We start from the raw sequence: 22,565 nt of genomic DNA, 5'->3' as shown, positions 1-22,565 counted from the left end.
GAAGATATGAGACTTTTTTTATTTTTAATTGCACAATGGTTTCCAACAGTAGTTGAGATTCCCGTGAATCATCCAGTAGAAGAGTATTTAGCAATGCCTAGGGCAAAAATTTATTATGAAGATATGACTGAAATAGATACAGGTATTATAACTTATAGTAATAGTTATACTTTAAGAAAAGATAGTATTAATACATCAGTTGTGGGAAGTTATCATGTCCTTTATACAGCTACTATACATCTTAATACAAAGCATAAATTGCATAAAGAAATTTTATTTGATGTAGTTGATAAGGTTGCCCCAGTAGTACTTGAAGTAAAACCAATTAAAATACCTTTGAAAACTAAATTGCCTGATCCTAAAAATTATATTAGATGTGCTGATAATTATTATAGTAATGAAGATTTAAAAATTACTACAGTTGGTTATGATACCATTAATACAAATTATATAGGAATAAAAGAATTTCAGTATGAGATTTCTGATTTAAGTGGTAATGTCACAAACCATAAAGGCACAGTAGAAGTTATAGATGATAAAGCTCCTGTTATTAAGCAAAAAAGAGAACTTAATTTACAATTAGATGATGTGATTAGTATTTATGATTTTTTTGAATTTAAAGATGATTATGATGAGGTCTTACAAATTGATTATAAGATAGATACTTCTAATATTGGAAAGTATACGACACAACTTATAGTAAGTGATCAGTCAGGCAATAAAAGTACTTTATTAATATCTTATAAAGTTGATAAGAAGAGGTTTGAACTCACGTTAAAAAAAGAACATATAAAGCTAAACATTAATGATTTTAACAAGTTAAGTGAAGTGATTAAAGATAATGTTTACCAATCTAATGGAAATGTTAGCTTTGGAGAGCCCAGGTATGAAATTGGTAAACAAGTCATCCAAATTTATGATAAAGATCATTTAGGCTATGAAAGTAAAAAACAACTGACTTTAGAACTTTATGATGATGAAGCACCTAGCTATGAACTCTTAAATCACTTAAATTTAAAAGTATTTAGTTTAGATCCTTATATACCAGATTATTTAAAAGTATTTGATAATTATGATAAAAAGCCTACTTTAAAATATACAGGGAAAATTAATATGTCAGAATTAGGACAATATAGAATTTTAGTAGAAATCTATGATCAGTCAAATAATGTAACTAAAGTTCCATTAGTTTTTGAAGTCTTTGACGATAGCGCGCCTACTATAGAACAAACAAATCCTATTGTTATCACTAATTTTTCAGCCCCAAAGTATGAAGATTATTTTAAAATAACAGATAATTATGATAAAAAACTAAACTTAGAATTGATAACCCTAATCGATTATCAAAAAATAGGTATCTATGAGATAGAATTAAGAACAAAAGATCAAAGTAACAATCAAGCAGTATTTCAAACGACAATAGAAATAAAAGATACTACTATTCCACAAATCAACTTAGCAACCGATGAAATATATATTAATTTTCCAGATAAAATAACAGACTTTAAAAAATATGTTACTTCATGTGAAGACTTATATGATGAAGTATCAATTGACAATTTAGTGATAACACATAATATCAATTTTGAACAAGTTGGCAGATATGAAATTAAATACTATATAGAAGATATTTCAAAAAACAGTAGTGAGAAAAAAATAGTAGTCATTATTAGAGATCAAACCGCACCTAATCTAAAAGTGGAAGACTACTATAAAATTAAACTTGAAGATGTTCCTAATTTAGTAACATTTGCCACAGCATATGATGATTACGATAAAGATATTAGTCATCTGATTACTGTGACTTCTCCAAAAATTGATAAAGCTGGAAAATATGAAGTTTTATATGAAATTACTGATAAGTCAGGAAATTATGTTAATAAAAAGATTATTATTGAAGTAGAACCCTCCTTTAATTACAAGATAATCATTATTGGAGTTGTTAGTCTTACTTTTTTTGTAATTTTAGTGTATACTATATGGCGTAGCAAAAAAAGGAAAAACTTTGACAATTCTAAAAATTATACATATAATGAATAAGGAAAGCTAATAAAGGAGAAATGACATGTCAATTTTAGTCGTGTATTGGACCGGAACAGGTAACACTGAAATTATGGCCCAACAAATTTATGAAGGCATTCTTTCTACAGGAAGCGAAGCTGTTTTAAAATCAGTTGACCAAATAACACCTGAGAAAGCATTAGAATATGACAAGATAGCATTTGGTTGCCCATCAATGGGAATTGAAAATTTAGAAGAAGATGAATTCGAACCATTCTTCCAAGATGTTGAAGCGCATTTAGCAAATAAAAAAATTGCTTTATTCGGATCATATGGTTGGGGAGATGGCGAATGGATGGATGCGTGGGAAGAACGAGTTTTAGACCAAAATCTAGATTTATTTGAAAAAGGATTGAAAATTAATTCAACTCCTAGCACAGATGAACTAGAAACATGTTTTGAATTCGGTGCTAGATTTGCAAGCATATAAGAAATATAGACTTTAAAGTATTTATACTTTAGGGTCTTTTCTTTTAAATCTAGTGGACTAATCTGAAAATAACTTATAAATATAGTATAATAATAGAAGAGCAGTTAACATAAGTAAAGGAGCAAAGTTTTTAAAAAATCATTGGATAGTTTAAAAACAAGTGTAATAAGATGTCGACATTTCATATACAAACAGAATATAGTTTATTAAACAGCTCCCTAAAACTAGAAGAGTTATTTAGCAAGGCAAAAGAAAATAACTACGATTTTTTAACAATGGCTGATAATCAAAATTTATATGGTATGTATAGATTTTATCAGTTATCAAAAAAGTATGATATCAAACCTATCATTGGACTTAAAGTCTATTTTCATTATAATTTATCAGAAACAAACCTTTTAGTATATGCTAAAAATGATAAAGGTATAAAAAACTTAATTAAACTATCTACCCTGTTACAAACCTCAACTGAAGAAATCACTTTAGAAAAAATAAAAGACTATGATGAAGGACTTTTTTTTATCACTCCAGGCTTGAATTCATTTTTTGAAAATAGTTTGTTAAAACAAGAAAGAAAAAATGCTTATACATATTTAGAAGAACTAAAATCAAGTTTCAAAGAAGTCTATGTTGGACTCTCTTTACAAAGTAATGAACTCACTAGTATTGCAAAAGAAATAGTTGAAATTGCAGAAGAACTTAAAACAAAGATTCTTATAACAAACCAATCGAATTATTTAGAAAAAGAAGATAAGGTTGCTTATGATGCTTTAAGACAAATTGATAACAATCAAAATGAGATTGATTCTATGGATTTATCTTTTTTAACTAAAGAAGAACTTATTGAAAAATATAAAGATTACCCTTATGTCTTTGATAATGGTGATGCCCTAGCTCAAAAAATAGAGTATCAAGCACCCTTTAACCAGCAAGTTTTACTTCCAAAGTTTAAAACTAAGAATAATGTATCTTCTAGTGAATACTTAGAGGCTTTAGCTAAAGTTGGACTTAAAAAAAGATTAGAAGGCACTGATAAAAACTCAAGTATTTATCAAGAAAGATTAATGCATGAGTTAAAAGTCATTAATGATATGGGTTATGCTGATTATTTTTTAATTGTTTATGATTTTGTTAAATATGCTAAAACTAATGATATCTTAGTAGGGCCAGGAAGAGGATCAGCGGCAGGATCACTTGTTTCATACTGCCTAGGAATTACTGATATAGACCCTATTTTTTATGACCTCTTATTTGAAAGATTTTTGAATCCAGAAAGAAAGACAATGCCTGATATCGACTTAGATTTTCCAGATAACAAAAGGGATCAAGTGATTGCCTATGTAAAAGAAAAATACGGAAAAGACCACATTGCCTATATTATTACATTTGGAACCTTTGCCTTAAGATCATCTATTAGAGATATTGCCAGAGTCATGAAAATAGATGTTTCTAGGGTAAATGGTATTATCAAAAGAGTATTAGATGATAGAATTGACTATTCTGATAGTGAAACAGTAAGACTACTTACGGTTGCTAAAAGAATAGAAGGATTAAAAAGACATACAGGTACACATGCTGCAGGTATTATCTTAAGTAATGATAAGTTAACAGATATTATTCCCTTACAAAAAGGCATGCATGAGATGTATCAAACACAATTTGAGGCAACAGACTTAGAAAAATTAGGTCTTCTTAAGATAGACTTTTTAGGCATTAGAAATTTAGCTATTATTGATGAAGTAATGAAATTAGCAAACTTGAATTTTAAAATTCAAGACATTACTTTAGACGATGAAAAAACTTATGAACTTTTATCAAGTGCTAAAACAACAGGTATCTTCCAATTAGAATCAACAGGAATGAGACAAGTATTAAGAAAACTCAAACCATCTAATTTTGAAGATATTGTTTCAATTCTTGCCTTATATAGACCAGGACCAATGGATCATATTGATGAATTTATTGAAAGAAGACATGGTAAAACTTATCAACAAATCGATACGAGTATTCAAGAAATACTAGATAAAACCTATGGTATTATTATCTACCAGGAACAAATTATGCAAATAGCCTCAAAATTTGCCAATTATACTTTAGCAGAAGCGGATTTATTAAGAAGAGGTATTTCTAAAAAAGATTTATCAATTCTAGAAAATGAAAGAAAAAGATTTGTTGAAAAAGCTATTTTAAATCATCAAAATGAAAAAACTGCTCAGACAATCTATGATTATATTGTCAGATTTGCTAATTACGGCTTTAACAGAAGCCATAGTGTTTCTTATGCGATGGTTGCTTATCAAATGGCTTATTTAAAGGCAAACTACTTTAAGACCTTTATGACAGTCCTTTTAACAAGTGTCATTAATAATCCAAAACAAACCCTTGATTATATTGGTGAAGCTAAACAACAAGGCATTCGCATGATGAAACCTAATATTTTATATAGTACATTTGAATATAAAGAAACTAAAGAAGGCATTTTACTGCCTCTAACAATGATTAAAGGTTTGGGTAATCAGATTGTTAAGAAAATAATTGAAAAAAGAAATCAAGAAAATTTTAAGAATTATGATGACTTTAAGATTAAAACAAAAGATATTATTAATGAAAAAATACTTTCAGTACTTATCTTTTCAGGAGCTTTAGATTGTTTTAATTTAAGCAAGAGAACATTATATGAAAATAGAAATTTAGATGTTGTTTTATATGGACAATATCTAACTGATTACAAGCCTAAAATATATGATGAATATGATCTTGGAACACTCATTGAACAAGAATTTAATGCCTATGGGTTTAATTTATTTTATAGCCCACTGATTCTTTTTGGCTCATTTAAAGAAAAAGAAAATATCAAAGATATTGAAGAACAAATGCATAAAGATAGCATTACTTTTGTTGGTAATGTCGTTCATATCAAAAAAATTAAAACTAAGAAAAATCAAGAAATGGCATTTATAAAAACAAGTGATGGCAAGTTAGAAGTAGAACTTACAGTCTTTCCTAATGAATATGAAAGATATATAAAAACAATGAAACCAACATATTATATTATTCAGGCAAGAAAAGATAAAAATACATATATATTAACAAGCATGAAAGAAATTTTAGGAGTTTAAAATGATTAAAAAATTTATAAGTTACTATAGGCCATATAAAAAGTTATTTTTACTAGATTTTATATGCGCAGTAATAGCCGCTTTTTTAGAAATAGGTTTTCCAGTAATAGTTAATAAAGTCATAAGAGAATATATTCCACAAAAAGAATTAGTCTTAGTAATTACAGCTATTATCGCTTTATTAGGCTTTTATCTTATGAGTGCCTTATTACAATATATTGTGACATATTTTGGTCATAAATTAGGGCATTTAATTGAAAGAGATTTAAGAAAAGATTTGTTTAAGCATTTAACAGAACAACCCTTTGCGTTTTATGATGATAGAAAAACTGGGGAATTAATGTCAAGAATCACAACTGATTTATTTGAAATTGGAGAAGTTGCCCACCATGGACCAGAAGATATTTTTATTTCTATTTCAACGTTGATCGCAACCTTTGTATTAATGTATTTAGTGAATCCATACTTAGCACTTATTACAATCGCTTTAGTTCCAGTTATTTCCGCTTTAATCATATACTTTAATAAGAAGATGATAAAAGTGAATAAAAGAATTTATAATAGACTAGCTGACTTTAATTCTGGATTAGAAAACACAATTAGTGGTATTAGAGTAGTCAAAGCATTTTCTAATGAAACATTTGAACAAGATAAATTTGAAAAGTTAAACGAAGGTTACAAAGACGCTAAACTTGAGTTTTACCAAGTGATGGGACTGAGTCATACAACAAATCATTTTTTAATGAAACTATTAAGCTTGGTCGCACTACTTTTAAGTTCTTATTTTTTCATTAAAGGTTATATTACAGACTATAGCGATATCATTTATTTTATCTTATTAACCAATGTGTTAATCAGACCTATTGAAAAAATGAATGCGGTGATAGAAAGTTATCCAAAGGGAATTGCTGGATTTAAAAGATACTTAGAATTAATGCATATTAAGCCTACAATAGTCGATAGTGAGCATGCGACTGAATTGACTGTAGTGAATGGAGAAGTAGAATATAAAAACGTCTCTTTTTCATATGGAGATGATAAGCATGTTTTATCAAATATCAGTTTTAAAATACAAGCAGGACAAACGGTTGCTTTTGTAGGCCCATCAGGAGCAGGTAAAACAACCCTCTGTAATTTATTACCAAGATTTTATGATATAGATAAAGGTGATATTTTAATTGATGGAAAGTCGATCCAATCAGTTACTTTATCATCCTTAAAAGAAAATATTGGCATGGTTCAACAAGAAGTATTTTTATTTAATGGTACTGTAAGAGAAAATATTCTTTATGGAAAACTAAACGCAACTGATGATGAAATAAACGAAGCCCTTAAACTAGCTCAATTAGATGAAGTTATTGCCAATATGAAAGATGGTATTCATACGATTATAGGATATAGAGGAATCAAATTATCAGGAGGGCAAAGACAAAGATTAGCGATTGCTAGAATGTTTTTAAAGAATCCTCCAATATTGATCTTAGATGAGGCAACAAGTGCCCTAGATACTAAAACAGAATCTGATATACAAGCATCACTTGAAAAGTTATCTAAAGGAAGAACGACCCTAGTTATCGCACATAGATTAACAACTATTAAAAATGCTGATAAAATATTTGTGGTAACACAAGACGGTATTTTTGAAGAAGGAACACATGAAGAACTTTTAAGTAAAAAAGGGCTTTATGCCAGTTTATATCAAGAACAATTTCAAAGCATATAACCGATATTTGACATGAGAGTTAATAAAGACTATAATTAAATAAAAGTAATAAAGCAAAGCTAAGGGGTTTAAAAATGAAAGAATTAAACAAAGCTTTGGTTGCATTGCAAAATACAATTATCTACATGGGGCGACCATTATTTATCATTGATTCAAACAATTATGAAATAGTGTGTGATACACCACTATCAAGAGACAAGTTAGGAATTTATGTTGGTATGACTTTACAAGAAGCACTAGGGGAAGAAGTGACATTAAGCTATTTAAAAAATCATGTTATAAGAAATGAAAAAAATAGTGAGTTTCTAACATTTAAAACGGTAGAAGTATTAGAAAACTATTATTTAGTTATGCCAAATTTAGTCAAAGAAGCTGATTATTTAGAGACTTTAGCAAGCGAAGTATTCTTTGATGAGATAGAGGCAAAAGTCATTCTTAATAGTACGGGTACAATTATTGGATGTAATAAAAAATTTGAAGAAATTTTTGGATTTACAAACCAAGAAATAAAGTCTAAAATACTTTCTAATGTGTTAGATTTATCTTTAACAGATAAAGAATATATAAATACCCATAAGGAAATGTTTTTAAATGGGCATGATATTTGCATCTTAGCAACTAGAAAAACAAAGTATGGTAATAGGATTAAAATGAATATCGATTTTGTCCCAATATTAAATAAAGAAGAAATCATAGGTATACAAGTAACATATAAACCAATGAATAATATTGCAGATATTGATCTTAAGAGCTATAAAAAAATTATTGATAATCATACAGATGGTGTGATTATTGCGAATGATAAAAAGCAAATTATTTATGTTAATAAAACTTTATGTAATATTTTCCAATATCATGAGACAGAATTTGAAAAAATGCAGTTCTTTGATAGAGCACTAAGAAGTTTTTCAGAACAATATATGGCAGATAAACTAGAAGAAATATTATATAAAAACGATTTTTGGCAAGGAGAAACATGGGAAAGAAAACGTGATGGTTCAATTCTTCCTGCTTGGAAACAAGTATTTGTGATTAAAGATGACAGAAATCAAATTATTCGCTATGTAGCAACCTATAAAGACTTAAGTGGAGTAACAACTGCTAATATGTCTAAAATGATTAATAAAGACCCATTGACTTCTTTAAACACGAAACAGTATTTCATCAATAGAATGGAATCGGTTTTACAAGAAGATCCTAATAATCAGAAAATACTGTTTTTAGATATTGATAATTTTAAAGAACTCAATGATCAAAATGGACATTTATTAGGGGATAAATTATTAGTTGAAATTTCAAAAAGAATGGTTAATCACTTTAAAAAGAGTCTAAAGGCAAGATATGCTGGCGATGAATTTGTTATCCACTTCTCAAATTTAATCTCTATGGATAAAACAATAGAAATGATTGATGAATTTAAAAAAGCCATGGAAAAACCAATGATAATTGATGGTAAACCATATATTATTACAATTAGTACCGGATTAGCAATATCACCTAATGATGGAGTAAATATATTAGAATTGCTAGATCGTGCAGATAAAAAAATGTACTTCAATAAAAATACAAACAGGATGGTAATCAGATGAAAATATTAGTTACAGGCGGGGCTGGATATATAGGCTCTCATACAGTAGTAGAACTACTAAAAAATAATTATGAAGTAGTGATTGTAGATAATTTTGTTAACAGTCATAAAGATGCTTTAGAACACATTAAAACAATTTCAAAAAAGATTTTAAATTTTATGAAATTGATGTAACAATTAAATCAGATTTAGAAAAAGTATTTAAAGAAAATAAGTTTGATGGAATTATTCATTTTGCAGGATTAAAAGCAGTTGGAGAGTCTGTTCAAAAACCTTTAATGTATTACTATAATAATTTAGTATCAACTATTGTCTTAACCCAGTTAGCTACTGAATATAAAGTTCCTAAATTTGTCTTTAGTTCATCAGCGACCGTCTATGGTGATAACGAATCTCCATTTGTTGAAACAATGGCATTAAGAAAAACTACTAATCCATATGGAGAAACAAAGGCAATGTCAGAAAGAATTCTTACTGATGCGGCAGCTGCCAATAAAGAGTTAAATGTGACTCTTTTAAGATACTTTAATCCAGTAGGAGCACACGAAAGTGGATTAATTGGAGAATTACCACAAGGTATTCCTAATAACCTTATGCCATATATTACACAAACGGCTAAAGGTAAAAGAGAAAAACTATTTGTCTTTGGGAATGACTATGATACAGAAGATGGAACAGGCGTTAGAGATTATATCCATGTTGTTGATCTAGCAAAAGGGCATGTTAAAGCTTTAGAAAATACTGTAAATCAAGTTAATATTTATAACTTAGGAAGTGGAAAAGGAACTTCAGTATTACAATTAGTTCAAGCCTTTGAAAAAGAAAACAATATCAAAATCCCTTATGAAATCACAGAAAGAAGAAGTGGGGATATTGCTACATCTTATGCAGATGCAAGCAAGGCTAAAAAAGAATTGGGCTGGGAAACTGAATTAACAGTCTTTGATATGGTAAAAGATTCTTGGAATTTTGAAAAAAACTTAAAATAATAGTAAAAAACTCAACTACCTAAAAAGATAGCTGAGTTTTTTTATAGTGTAGATTCTTCTGTTTTTTTACTAGCATCATATGCTTCAAGTATAGAAAATATAATAATTGTAGATAATGTATAATTCACCATGTATTGTGTATTATCAAATAAACCATGAACTTGTGTAACAATATATGTAATTAAGATAACAAACTTAGCCAAATAGGTTGGTTTGAGTAAAAACTTAAAGGTTGCATATAATTGATAGCCTAAAACTAAAATTCCAAATATACCACCAATAGCAAGCGCATGGAAGAAAGTAGAATGGTAAACAATAATTCTTGTTCCGCCACCTAGCCACTCAGGTTGTAGGTCACCCCAACCGCTACCAAAGATAGGATATTTTTTAAAGGCTTCAATAGCTAACTCATATAAATCAAGTCTACCAGTTAACATTTGATTTGTCCCACCTTTTAAAGAGGCAATAAAGCTTTCTATTACTTCATAGGTAAAATTATAAAATATACCAAGGAAGATTGCAATAGAACCTAAAGTGATATATAAACTCTTTAAGGAACCTAGTTTTCTATTCCTAATCGTAATGATTAAAATAATCAACCATAAGGCAACTGAAGTTACCATAGAACCACGAGCTCCTGATAATACAATCACAAAACTAGTGAATAATAAGTGTAACCAGGGAAAATACTTTTTGGGGTATTTATACATATAATAAATGGTTGAAGCTGAAAATAAGGTTAAGTGAATAGTTAAATCGTTTGTATTACCCCAACCTGGATCTGTCCCACCTTTTAATAGGAAGATTAAGGCATCAGAGATTCTTTTTCCTTCAAAATGAGATAAATTATCAATAAAACATGCGATTAATTGGAATGATAACATAAGTGATAGAATAAATAACGTTCTAAATAAATAATTAGTATTATCTTTTTTTATTGTATTACTATAAAATAAATAAATAATTAAGTAGATAACTCCAAGAAATCCAATCATGTTATGTGAGTTAATTCCTCTATAAATAAATGGAATAATAAATGAGACCCCTACTAAAATATAACTGATTCCAAAAGTATTTAATTTAAAGCTAGGTTTATAAATGATAAGATGAGCAATAATAGATAAAATAATAGTAGCAATCGCTATACCTACTATAACAAGAGAAGTTGTTGAAAAGGTTTCAAGATTCATCCCTGCTATCCCTATGGTAAATAATAAACTTAAGGCTATAGGCACTGTATAAACAGTATTCTTAAATAGAATAAGGATACTACCGAAAACAATTCCTAATAATAAAATAAGAGAAAATGTAGTAACATACAAAGATTCTCCATGAACGAAGAATCTTAAAAGCCAGATAATATAAGAAATAAGCGCCACAGATGCAATATAGTAGTAACTGTTAAAAAATGATTCAATGTTAGACTTTTTTAAATTACAGGTCATTATTTTTTAGCTACCCTAATTTTTTTAAGTCTTGCAAATCTAGGTAAGCTGTTTTCTTTTTCTAGTTTAGTTTCACCTTGAATTAAAGGAAGAACATAATCATTATATTCTTTTGTTAGACCTTTACCATGAGGTAAAATCCATTCTAATGGTACTTTTTGTTCTATATTGGCAGCAGTTTCTAAGGGTATAAGTGTATAATCAATTTTATAAGGATTATTAGAGATGCGTTTAAATCCAACCATCACATCAGTAAGTCCATCTAAAGCAGCTAAAACAGCTTTAGAACCAGCAGTATAAGCTTCATCTATATCTGTTTGAGAAGCAAGGTGAGCAGCTGCTCTTTGTAATAAACTAAACTCGATTGCTCTTGTTTTAGTTCCGAATTTTTCTTTCACTTTATGAGCTAAGATAGAGGCTGTTCCACCTAACTGAGCATGTCCAAAAGCATCTTTTGAAATGTTTTCGTTAAATAATTCTGGGATGTATTTTCCATTTGAACGAATCCCTTCGCTGACAGCGATAACAACGGCATTTTTTTGTTCTAATAATTCTCCTACTTGGCAGAAAAAATCATCAATATTAAAATCTACTTCAGGAAGGTAAATTAAATCAGGACCATATCCTAGAGATTTAGGAATGTTAGCTGCAGCAGCTAACCAACCTGCATTTCTTCCCATGATTTCAACAATAGTTACATTTTTAATATCATACACAGTTGCATCTAAATAAACTTCCATTAATGTGGTCGCAACATATTTAGCAGCACTACTAAAACCTGGAGTATGATCAGTTCCGTTTAAATCGTTATCAATTGTTTTTGGAACACCGACTATTCTTACATCCCAGTTTTCTTTTTGCATGAATTTACTTATTTTATTACAAGTGTCCATTGAATCATTTCCACCATTATAAAAGAAGTAACGAATATTATATTTTTTAAATACTTCAAGTAAACGTTTATAGTCTGTATCATCTTTAGAAGGATCAGCTAATTTATAACGAACACTTCCAATTGCTGAAGATGGAGTATATTTTAATCTTTCAAGTTCTTCTAAATCTTCTTGGTTAATATCATAAAAATCTTCGTCTAATATTCCCCTAATACCATGGATACCAGCATATACATTAGTAATTTCTTCGTGCTTTAAAGCTTCTAAGAAAACTCCTGCGGCACTGGCATTAATTACGCTTGTAGGTCCGCCTGATTGACCTAATAAAGCGGCACCGATTAATTTTTTCATAATTCTTTCACCTCTATTAAAAATATTGTATCATAGTAGAACAATTTTTAAAATAGAAAGCGTGTATTATCGTGTTTTCGTAAGCATTTAGTTGCGTAAAAAAACGAATATATAAAAACTTACGTATAAATCTGAATAGATATACCTTTACAATATGAAGTTATTTATATATAATCAAAAGTGAAATAGATATAAACGTATAATAAACCTAATTGGTGGTTTGAGTCTCTACCACAAGACCTTAATCTTGTGACTACGTATCATGATATCTTTATTTTCATGATGCTAGAAGAAGGCTGCCAATTTAGGTAGCCTTTATTTTTATATCTAAGTTCAAGAAAAGGGAGAAGAGTATATGAAGAAAAAAAATTTATTTTTAATGTTTATTATTGGTCTTTTTATAATAATAAATTCTAGTTTAACACAAGCATTTGAAGAAAATAAAGTAGATATTTCTTTGGATTCAGATGAGATTGGTATAGTAGAAGATGGACGAATGTTGGGAATATTAGATTATCCTAAACTTTATGGAAATAACTACTCTATTGAGGAAAAAAAATTTATTTCTAATAGCGTAATAGATGGTAATAAATCACTTAATTTTTTGAGTTACAAGAACAGATTTAATGCTGTTATTTCTGATGATTATATTGTTAATATAGTGCCTAAAAATGAATTTACAACAATTGGAAAAAGAATAGAAATCGGTAAAGAGTATGGATACTTCATAGAAACAAAGCGCACAAAAGATTACTATGAATCAATTGTTGTAGTATTTGATATATCTATCAATTTTGATTTAATTAATAATAATGATCAAATTACAAGCAGAATAATGCCCATTTTTCAATACACATATATTACTGTTTTGGGTAATAAATTATCTGTAGAAATTGAACCTAATTACGTTGAAGAGGAAAAGTTTTCAACGTACTATGTAGACTATCAAACAGTTAGTAATTCTGAATTCACGGTTACTCTCAAGCCTAGTGTTTCCATAACAGAATATAATGTATGGCTCCAAACTGTAAAAACTGAAGAATATTTTTTAAACAATATTTCCTTTGGGGCGATTATGTATAATGAAAATGAACCAAACTTTGGAGATGAAAATTATAATCAGCATAATGATAATGGAGCTTTTTTTGTTGGAGGATATTATGAATATGAAGCTTCAACAATTAAAGATTCAAGTAGTGAGGCAACAGAATTGTTACTTGATTTTGTTCATACAGGAATCGGTTATGTAGAAAAAATACCTGTTTTAGCCCTAGTTACAACTATTTGGGATGTTGTTGATCTTGCTGTAGGTACAGTTGAATTATTTGGGAATTTAAACAAATTTGAAACGGTTACAGCTTCAAAAAATAATATTGGTTTAACATTAAACAATATTACAAAAGGAGGACAATTAGCTAATTTTGGAAAGTTGCAAAAAGTAATTTCTATAGTTACAGATCATGAGAAAAGTAATGCAGTTTTTAGAAATGGTCAATATGTTAAGGCGACTTACCTTGTTAATAACTCAAATGAGAGTGGAATCCCAGATTACACAAGGTTATATAATAGTATAGGTATATCGGTTAGTGAATAAAAATAGGAAAAAAAGTTGTAACGAAAGTTGGTATTGGTGAGTACAACTTTGGTGAACTAAGTAACAAAAATATTGAATTAGAAACAGATTTGGAATTTAATTTACTCCAAGGTGGGGAGCAAGAGTTAAATCTTGAAATAGAGTACAATGGATATTATAAATTCCAAGAACACGATAAAAATAATAAGAAAAAAATAGTATCAGTGTATGATTTAGATAACTTAGTGTATTTAGATTTTTTAGAAAACAACAAGATTTATCTAGAGGGAAATAAAAAATATAAAGTAAAAATAAAATATGATAACACAAGTGATTTTGGTTCTGGAATAATAAAGATTACAAGTGATTATCAAAAGATAGATCAAGACAGAGAACTAAAATTTGGAACACAATCTACAAAAAATGAATTATTCGCTATAAATATAGAAAATGAGACGGCATATGAATTTTCAGTGAGCAGCACATATATGAGAATAAATTTATTCAATAGTGACAAAGTTTTAATGAAACAAAGTCTTATAAATGAGATAGATATACATTTAAAAATGGGGAAATACTATATTTTAATAGAAAATATAAATTCTACGGATTTAAAAGCTAATTTTAAATTTGGAAGAAAAGTTTTTTTAGAAACGGATACATCAGTAGTAATAAATAGTAACAATAATGAGAAAATTGTAGGTTTCAAAAATAATGAAGCAGGAAATTTTTTTATTAAATTAGATAACTATGAAAAAATTGAAGAGTATTCTGTCATAAATACTAATAATACCGTATTGGAAACAAACGGAGGCATATTGATTTTAGTCTACCTTGAGAAAAACTCTGAAATAATGGTTAGAGTTAAAGCACAAGTAAATGTTAGAGCCATTATGGTTAAGGCAGAAGAAAATTATAAATGGGAAATTGATGATAAAGAAATTTCGGGCAGTGAAATAAGAGTTAAAACGGGTACTAAGACTAAGATCAAATTGAAAGTATTAGATAACTATATGGAGCAATTATATCCGATTAGTTCAGAAGAAAATAGTTACTCCTTCGCTGATAATATAATGGTAATTCACGAAGACGCTAAGATTAATGAAAGAATAGTTATACAAGGTATAAGTAATAATAGTCCAATATATTTATATGTCTATGTTATGAATAAATTCGAAGGTGAAGCATATAATGTATATAATGGTGAAGAATTTTATGGTATAAAGTGGAATGATGCACAGGCAGCCAGTTCATTTGATCTCAATTTAGAATTTAATATTAGCGGAAGATGGTATGATTTTCCTACAGTACATAATTTTAGCAGTAGAACAAAACCAATCAACATTAATGAGTTTGTTAAAGGGAAGTTAAGTGGAGAAATTGGCACTGTAATAATCAGGGTAAAATGGATAACACTGAATAAAGGAAATATTTATAATATTTTTTGGGATGGCTTTAATGGTTTAAGTCAAAGTGAGAAAAGACAGCAAATAGAAATTTATGATCAAACTATAGGAACGCACTTTGAAAAAGGCGATGGTTCTCAACAAAATCCATACATAGTATCAAATTTTAGAAATTTAAATAATATTAACAAATTGAAAAATGAAGAGAATATTTATTACTATGAAATAAAAAATGATATTATATTTCCTTCAGGATACATAGTTGAAAATAGTTTTATAAGAGGAAAATTCAAGGGAGTAATTAGAGGAAATCGAAAAAAAATTAGTGGAGTTAAGATAATAATTACAGATTTGAGTTTAGATTACTATGGTTTCATTGAGGAGAATTACGGCACCATATATTATTTAACTCTAGAGAAATCTGGAATAGAGTCTAAAGTTAAAAGAGAAATCCATAACGATAAATTCGCTTATATAGGAATGTTTACGGGTATAAATTATGGTACAATAATGAACTGTATATATAATAAATATGATACAAGTATAACATATAATATTTATCAGTATGTAGGGGGAATTGCGGGAGAAAATCGAAGATTAATCAGTGATTGTAAAGTTATAGCAAATAGCGGATTTGGATATTTTGGCAATACAGGTGGAATAGTAGGATATAATGCTGCATTAGCTTATGTAGAAAACTCTAGTTTTTTTGGAACAATATTTGTTGGTTCTGCTGCAGTAGATGTTAAACGGGTTACAGGAGGAATAGTTGCAGTAAATGATGGGTCAGTATTAGCAGCAATAGATAACAATATTCAAATATACTATGCAGGCGAAAAGTCAGAGAGCAGAACTTTACAACCAATTATAGGAATTTTTATTGGTGAGAACTATCGTACTGATGTATATTCTAAGTCAGATTTAAAAGGGGCAGTTCATAAAGGTAATTTACAAACGGTTACATGGGAAACAGGGACATGGTGGTGGAAAGAAACTCATTATTTTGACCAAGCACTTTATGCTAAAGGTGATCAGATTGGAAAACAATTGGCATAGTGATAGAAAAATAATTTATTTTTTAAGTTATATATATAATAAAAAATGAAATAGATATAAACCTAACTTTGGCTTTTGAGCTTCTGCCACAAGACCTTAATCTTATGACTACGTTATGATATCCATATTTTTATGATACTAGAAAAGAACTTGCAATTGTAATGAATCCTATATATTGGACTAAGTAAAATTTAATACATGATAAAGTACTTAACAGAGGATTTTTCACTTAAAGATATGCCGTTTAAATATTCAATTAAATAGCTTTTATGGTGGGTTGTGATAACTTCAATTAATTTTCATGATTTAAAGTTTAATAAAACGCAATTGTATTTATATTTATTCAACTTAGAAGTAAAGGCTTCATCTATACATATAACCTCTGGTAGTAAACTGGACCTAGCCTCAATAGACTTACCGAAGATATCAATCACACTTTAAGTATATACATGAAATAATTTAGCTGTATCAGTAAAGGTATGATTGAAACCTTTTAAATATTCTAATATGGATAGTTTTTGCTTATGACTTTATTGCAGTTTTGACACTGATACCTTCTTGAGTTGTAATCTATCGTGATTTTATCTTCTATAGAAATACTGTGAATAATTTTTTTAAGTCTGAAGCCACGAAAATAAATATCCTCAGTTTTACATAAAGGTGAGGTAATTTTCTCTTTTTTAAGGTTAGATGCACTGTGATCAAATGATTGTTATGAATCATATCTAAGAGTCCAATTCTGTAACTAAAGTATTCAAATCTTAACAATTTTACGGTATTATCATATTGTCTAAAATTGAATATTATCTATTTAAACTATTAGTTTGATTATATATCAAAATAAAGATTCATACAATCCAAATTAAGACTTTCATGTTTTTTCGCAATAATACATAAATCACTAGTTTAAGTTTTCACTTTTTATGCTATAATATTAACTAGTAATAGGTATCTTATTATTGGAGGAAAAGAGTATGAAAATTGCTGTATTAACCTCAGGTGGGGATGCTCCAGGAATGAACGCGGCAATAAGAGCCGTTGTAAGAGCAAGTCTACATTACGGGTTTGAAGTTTATGGTGTCTTAGATGGATATAAAGGATTATTAGAAGATCGTATGATACTTTTAAACCATGATGCCGTATCAGGACTTTTAACTAAGGGTGGGACATTTCTTGGGACAGCCAGATTACCAGAATTTAAGGATGAAGCAGTTCGTGAAGTAGCGTGTAAAAATTTAAAAGAACGTGGTATTGAAGCCTTAATTGTTATTGGCGGAGATGGTTCTTATAGAGGTGCACTTGCTTTAGGAAAATTAGGTATTAAATGTATTGGAATTCCAGGAACAATCGATAATGATATTGTTGGTACTGATTTTACTATTGGATTTAATACAGCCCTTACAACGATTGTTGATGCTATTGATAAACTAAGAGATACATCAACCTCTCACCAAAGATGTAGTATCGTTGAGGTGATGGGACGTAGAAGTGGCGACTTAGCTTTATATGCTGGTATTTGTGGTGGAGCAGAATTTATTATTACTCCTGAAAATCCTATTAATAAGAAAAAAATCATTGAACGAATGAAAGAGTTTAAAGAAACAAATAGAAGACACGCAATTATTGTAGTGACTGAAAATCAATTTAATGTTCATGAACTAGCCAAAGAGATTACTGAAGCAAGTGGATTCGCTTCAAGGGCAACCGTTCTTGGCTATATTCAAAGAGGTGGGCAACCTGTTCCAGAAGATAGAATTCTAGGTTCTAGAATGGGATCTTATGCAGTTGATTTATTAAGTCAGAATATATATGGTTGTTGTGTTGGAATTAGAGATTCTAGAATGATTCACTTACCATTTGTAAATGTTTTAGACCAAGAAAGACCTAAAAATGATTTATATCCATTATTAGATAAAATATCTTAATAAGATTTAAAAATAGAAAGGAAATTATATTATGCGTAAAACAAAAATTGTATGTACTCTAGGACCAGCCTCAGAAAATAAAGATGTAATGAGATCTTTAATTAAAGCAGGATTAAACGTAGCTCGTTTTAACTTTTCTCATGGAGATTATGAAGAACATGGTAAGAGATTACAAACTGTACAAGAATTAAACAAAGAACTAGGAACTTATGTAGCTACAATGTTAGATACTAAAGGTCCAGAAATTAGAACTCACGAATTTGATGGTAAAGTTGAAATCACAAAAGGATCAGAAGTAAGAATTGCTTTTGAACCAGTATTAGGAAATGCACAAAAATTCTCAGTATCATACCCAGGTTTATTTAATGATATGAAAGTGGGAGATGTTGTTACTGTTGATGATGGTTACTTAACTTTAGAAGTAGTTAAAAAAGATGCTAAAGCTAATGAATTAGTAACAGTTGCAAAAAATACACACACTGTAAAATCACGTCGTGGTGTTAACGTTCCAAATGTTGTATTAAATATGCCTTTCGTTTCTGAAAAAGATGCTAGTGATATTAAATTCGCAGCTGAAAAAGGATATAACTTCGTTGCTGCATCATTTGTACGTCGTGCTGAAGATGCATTAGAAGTTCGTAAAATTTTAGATGCAAATGGCGGTAAAGATGTTCAAATTATCGCTAAGATTGAAAACCAGGAAGGTATGGATAACTTAGATGATATTATTGAAGTAGTAGATGGTATCATGGTTGCTCGTGGAGATTTAGGAATTGAAGTTGCTGCTGAATTAGTTCCTTCATACCAAAGTGAAATGATTGATAAATGTTTAGCTGCAGGAAAAACAGTTATCGTTGCAACTCAAATGTTAGAATCAATGCAAAAAAATCCAAGACCTACAAGAGCTGAAGTTTCAGACGTTGCTAATGCAGTACGTGAAGGAACATCTGCTACAATGTTAAGTGGTGAATCAGCTGCTGGAGATTATCCAGTTGAAGCAGTTACATTCATGGCTAAAATTGATGCTAAAGCTGAAGAAGATTTATTCTATGAAGATTTCTTAGATTATCCAGAAGCTGATGGTGTTGTTGATGCTCTTGCTTTAAATGCAGTTCAATCAGCAATCAATTTTGAATTAAACGCAATCGTTGTTTATGGATTAGAATATGCTAAAGCAGTTTCTAAGTTCCATCCATCAGTTCCAGTAGTAGCTGTTGTTAAAGACTTAAAAGAAGCACAAAGTTTAGCGATTAACTTTGCAGTATTACCAGTTTTAACTGCTAATGAAGCAGAACAAAAATTAGCTTCATTAGGAATTGAAAAAGGTGAATATGTAGTAAGTATTGCTGGAAATTCATTAAATATAGAAGAACTATAATAAATAATAATTACACAAAACTGTGGGACTAAATCCTGCAGTTTTTTTATTGCCAAAAGCCATTAGTTAGAATTAAGTTATAAAAAATGCTATAATACTAATGATAAAAGTATAGGATGTGTAAATAATGTTACCAACAGACAAGCAATTAGAAAGTTTAAAAAAAGTTATTGATATTAAAGGAAATAGAAGGGTTACAAAGTTTATTGAAGAAAATGAAACACTCAAGCAAGGACTTATTGTTTTATCTGGAGATTCAATTATTGAAAATTATCATGTTGAAGAATATTTTGATAATAATGTAGTAAATCGTGGGATTGCAGGATATACAACAAAAGATTTTTTAGAAGTCTTTGATAAGATAGTTGTTCCATTAAACCCTAGTAAATTATTTTTACATATAGGATCAAATGATTTAGTATTATTACATGCAAGTAAAGAAGAAGCACTTATAAATATTTTAAATACTTTAGACTATGTAAAAACTAAATTACCTCAAACAAAAGTTTATTATTTATCGCTAACTCCTGTTTTACCATTAGAACATAAAAAAACCAGAGCTCTTTATGTTGCTAATAGAACCAATGAAGAACTAGATGAAATGAATCAAATATTAGCACAAAAAGTAGAAAATTTCATTGATATTAATGACAGCCTAAAAGATGGCGCCGGAGTATTAGAAGAGTGGTATACGGATGATGGCATTCATTTAAATCATTATGGCTATGTAGAAATAAGTAGTATCATAAAGACATATATATAGTAAGTATAGCCTTTTTTAAAGGGCTATATTTTTTTATAAATCAATAATTAAATATTTTTATAGTCTATAAAATCTAATCTCAAATAATGTGATATACTTTACTATATAAAAGAAAATATAGGTGCTAACATGATACATATTTTTAAAAAAATTGGATGGTTTATAAAAAAAGAATGGCTAACATACTTAGTTTTATTAACGGTATTACTTGCAATTAACATATTAGCTCTATTACCTGCCCTCTTTCTAGGACAAGCAATAGATGTTATTGTTAATAACGAACTTACAATGCATAAATTAATATTTTATGTAGGAGTTTTACTTCTTATTCCTGTAACAAGGTATTTAATGAGTTATATATATAATTACCTAATGGGAAAGTTGGCTCAAAAACTTGCGTATGAATTAAGAGAAAAATACCTATCACACTTATTTGAAATGGATCTAGAGTTTTATGAGAAATATAGTAAAGGTGACTTAATTGCTCGTGCCACAGAGCATTTAGAAAATATAACAGTTGCTGCTACATCTCTTCTTGAAGGGTTAGTATTTAACGTTTCAACAATTATTTTAGCTATAGGAATTATGAGCGTGAGTATACACTTGAGATTAACCCTCATTTCAGTTACAATCATGCCGATAGGGTTAACCATACTTAATTTAATTAGACAAAAGAAAAGAAGATATGTAAAAAAACATCAAGAAATATATAGTCAAATGGCTGAAAAAGTACTAGAAACGACAGAAGGTCAAAAAACCTTAAGAGCATATGTAGAAGAGGATAACGACCTAGAAAAAACAAATGATGCGATTAAGGCAGACATCAAATCATGGAGTTATATTGTTAAATATGAAAACTGGTTTAATCCTTTATTTGAAGTAGTCTATGGCATCAGTTATAGTTTAGCCTTTGTATTTGGTGTGTATTTTATTATTAATCAACAATTAACAGTTGGTTTATTAGTAACATTTATTGCTTATATTGGACAACTTTATAGTCCAATTATTTCTATTTCAACAGTATTTACCCAAATTAATAATGCAGTAACATCTATTGATAGATATGATGAAATTATGAATGAAGTTCCTAAAGTTAAAAATGATGAGACGGCACAAAATATTATTCATTTTAATACAATAACATTTGATAATGTTACATATAAATACCCTTTTGATAAGCAGCCTGTTATTAAAGATATTAGTTTCTCAATTAAAAAGGGGCAGACAATTGGTATAGTTGGACCAACTGGTGCTGGTAAATCTACTTTAATTAGACAACTTTTAAGACAATTTAATACAACAAGTGGAAACATCTATATTGATGATGTTAATATTAAACAATATAGAATAGAAGATGTTAGAAAACTAGTAGGTTATGTGCCACAAGAACATACACTTTTTAGAAAACCAGTTGACAAAAATATTCTTATGGGAAACCCTATGGCAAGCACTTTGGAACTTGAAAGAGCGATTCTGATGGCAGATTTTAGGAAAGACATTAATTATCTTAATCAAGGAGTTCATACGATGGTTGGTGAATCTGGTATGACATTATCAGGTGGACAAAAACAAAGACTATCTATTGCACGAGCACTTGTTAAAAATCCAGATATATTAATCTTAGACGATTCTTTATCCGCAGTTGATGCTAAAACAGAAGCTAATATTTTAGAGCAATTAAGACTTAATCGAAGTGAACAAACAAATATAATTGTTGCCCATAGATTTTCAGCAGTAAGAGATGCTGATATTATTTTGGTTTTAGAAAATGGACGTATTTCAAGTAAGGGAACACATGAAGAATTATTGCGAGAAGATGGCTGGTATAAAAAGCAATATATTCAACAAGTGACAATGGTGTAATT

At 29.0% G+C, this 22,565-nt stretch carries 13 protein-coding genes, 1 pseudogene and 1 riboswitch; of the genes and pseudogenes, 12 read left to right on the top strand and 2 right to left on the bottom strand.

Translation table 11 applies throughout. The features are described 5' to 3' along the window. Positions 1–6: 6 nt before the first annotated feature. The 6 genes and pseudogenes from BN854_RS06015 to galE all read left to right on the top strand — a co-directional run bounded on the left by BN854_RS06015 (position 7) and on the right by galE (position 9,910). Positions 7–2,040 (top strand): DUF5011/hyalin repeat domain-containing protein, encoded by a 2,034-nt coding sequence (locus BN854_RS06015; protein ID WP_030003652.1) that lies wholly within the window; start codon positions 7–9, stop codon positions 2,038–2,040. Between the two features lie 25 nt (positions 2,041–2,065). Then, positions 2,066–2,491, top strand: coding sequence for a flavodoxin (locus tag BN854_RS06010; protein WP_030003651.1), 426 nt, complete (start codon positions 2,066–2,068; stop codon positions 2,489–2,491). A gap of 170 nt (positions 2,492–2,661) precedes the next feature. Further along, on the top strand, positions 2,662–5,610 hold the full coding sequence (locus BN854_RS06005) for a DNA polymerase III subunit alpha (protein WP_030003650.1): 2,949 nt from the start codon (positions 2,662–2,664) through the stop codon (positions 5,608–5,610). Position 5,611: 1 nt separating this feature from the next. After that, positions 5,612–7,333, top strand: a complete 1,722-nt coding sequence (locus BN854_RS06000) for an ABC transporter ATP-binding protein (RefSeq protein WP_030003649.1) — start codon at positions 5,612–5,614, stop codon at positions 7,331–7,333. Between the two features lie 74 nt (positions 7,334–7,407). Next, complete coding sequence (locus tag BN854_RS05995; RefSeq protein WP_030003648.1) at positions 7,408–8,922, top strand: sensor domain-containing diguanylate cyclase; 1,515 nt, start codon at positions 7,408–7,410, stop codon at positions 8,920–8,922. Then, a pseudogene (galE, locus tag BN854_RS05990) lies at positions 8,919–9,910 on the top strand (UDP-glucose 4-epimerase GalE). Before BN854_RS05995 ends, galE begins: the two are co-directional and overlap by 4 nt. Before the next feature lie 41 nt (positions 9,911–9,951). Here galE and BN854_RS05985 read toward each other — a convergent pair. After that, positions 9,952–11,355 carry an O-antigen ligase family protein gene (locus BN854_RS05985; RefSeq protein WP_030003645.1) on the bottom strand — a complete coding sequence of 468 codons (1,404 nt, stop codon included), beginning with the start codon at positions 11,353–11,355 and terminating at the stop codon, positions 9,952–9,954. Beyond that, positions 11,355–12,599: a 6-phosphofructokinase gene (locus BN854_RS05980; RefSeq protein ID WP_030003644.1), complete on the bottom strand. Its 1,245-nt coding sequence runs from the start codon at positions 12,597–12,599 to the stop codon at positions 11,355–11,357. Before BN854_RS05980 ends, BN854_RS05985 begins: the two co-directional genes overlap by 1 nt. A gap of 175 nt (positions 12,600–12,774) precedes the next feature. Beyond that, a riboswitch (purine riboswitch) is annotated at positions 12,775–12,875 on the top strand. Between the two features lie 79 nt (positions 12,876–12,954). Between BN854_RS05980 and BN854_RS05975 the strand changes: the two genes are divergently transcribed. The 6 genes from BN854_RS05975 to BN854_RS05950 all read left to right on the top strand — a co-directional run bounded on the left by BN854_RS05975 (position 12,955) and on the right by BN854_RS05950 (position 22,563). After that, positions 12,955–14,193 carry a hypothetical protein gene (locus BN854_RS05975; protein WP_030003643.1) on the top strand — a complete coding sequence of 413 codons (1,239 nt, stop codon included), beginning with the start codon at positions 12,955–12,957 and terminating at the stop codon, positions 14,191–14,193. Positions 14,194–14,282: 89 nt separating this feature from the next. Beyond that, positions 14,283–16,634 carry a hypothetical protein gene (locus tag BN854_RS05970; protein WP_030003642.1) on the top strand — a complete coding sequence of 784 codons (2,352 nt, stop codon included), beginning with the start codon at positions 14,283–14,285 and terminating at the stop codon, positions 16,632–16,634. 974 nt (positions 16,635–17,608) lie between these two features. Next, the gene (gene pfkA / locus BN854_RS05965; protein WP_030003641.1) at positions 17,609–18,559 is read left to right on the top strand and encodes a 6-phosphofructokinase; all 951 of its coding nucleotides are present in this window, start codon (positions 17,609–17,611) and stop codon (positions 18,557–18,559) included. A gap of 31 nt (positions 18,560–18,590) precedes the next feature. Continuing rightward, the gene (pyk, locus tag BN854_RS05960; protein WP_030003640.1) at positions 18,591–19,937 is read left to right on the top strand and encodes a pyruvate kinase; all 1,347 of its coding nucleotides are present in this window, start codon (positions 18,591–18,593) and stop codon (positions 19,935–19,937) included. A gap of 127 nt (positions 19,938–20,064) precedes the next feature. After that, positions 20,065–20,700, top strand: a complete 636-nt coding sequence (locus BN854_RS05955; RefSeq protein ID WP_030003639.1) for a GDSL-type esterase/lipase family protein — start codon at positions 20,065–20,067, stop codon at positions 20,698–20,700. A gap of 129 nt (positions 20,701–20,829) precedes the next feature. Beyond that, positions 20,830–22,563 (top strand): ABC transporter ATP-binding protein, encoded by a 1,734-nt coding sequence (locus BN854_RS05950; RefSeq protein WP_030003638.1) that lies wholly within the window; start codon positions 20,830–20,832, stop codon positions 22,561–22,563. The last annotated feature ends 2 nt before the right edge of the window (positions 22,564–22,565 follow it).

This window comes from Alteracholeplasma palmae J233, assembly GCF_000968055.1.
GTDB lineage: Bacteria > Bacillota_I > Bacilli_A > Acholeplasmatales > Acholeplasmataceae > Alteracholeplasma > Alteracholeplasma palmae.
The sequence above is the reverse complement of the archived record's forward strand: the minus strand, read 5'-3'. Positions and strand labels throughout refer to the sequence as shown.

Coding starts and splice junctions, on each gene's coding strand:
- BN854_RS06015 (WP_030003652.1), top strand. CDS start 7: ATGAGACTTTTTTTATTTTTAATTGCACAATGGTTTCCAACAGTAGTT.
- BN854_RS06010 (WP_030003651.1), top strand. CDS start 2,066: ATGTCAATTTTAGTCGTGTATTGGACCGGAACAGGTAACACTGAAATT.
- BN854_RS06005 (WP_030003650.1), top strand. CDS start 2,662: ATGTCGACATTTCATATACAAACAGAATATAGTTTATTAAACAGCTCC.
- BN854_RS06000 (WP_030003649.1), top strand. CDS start 5,612: ATGATTAAAAAATTTATAAGTTACTATAGGCCATATAAAAAGTTATTT.
- BN854_RS05995 (WP_030003648.1), top strand. CDS start 7,408: ATGAAAGAATTAAACAAAGCTTTGGTTGCATTGCAAAATACAATTATC.
- BN854_RS05985 (WP_030003645.1), bottom strand. CDS start 11,355: ATGACCTGTAATTTAAAAAAGTCTAACATTGAATCATTTTTTAACAGT.
- BN854_RS05980 (WP_030003644.1), bottom strand. CDS start 12,599: ATGAAAAAATTAATCGGTGCCGCTTTATTAGGTCAATCAGGCGGACCT.
- BN854_RS05975 (WP_030003643.1), top strand. CDS start 12,955: ATGAAGAAAAAAAATTTATTTTTAATGTTTATTATTGGTCTTTTTATA.
- pfkA (WP_030003641.1), top strand. CDS start 17,609: ATGAAAATTGCTGTATTAACCTCAGGTGGGGATGCTCCAGGAATGAAC.
- pyk (WP_030003640.1), top strand. CDS start 18,591: ATGCGTAAAACAAAAATTGTATGTACTCTAGGACCAGCCTCAGAAAAT.
- BN854_RS05955 (WP_030003639.1), top strand. CDS start 20,065: ATGTTACCAACAGACAAGCAATTAGAAAGTTTAAAAAAAGTTATTGAT.
- BN854_RS05950 (WP_030003638.1), top strand. CDS start 20,830: ATGATACATATTTTTAAAAAAATTGGATGGTTTATAAAAAAAGAATGG.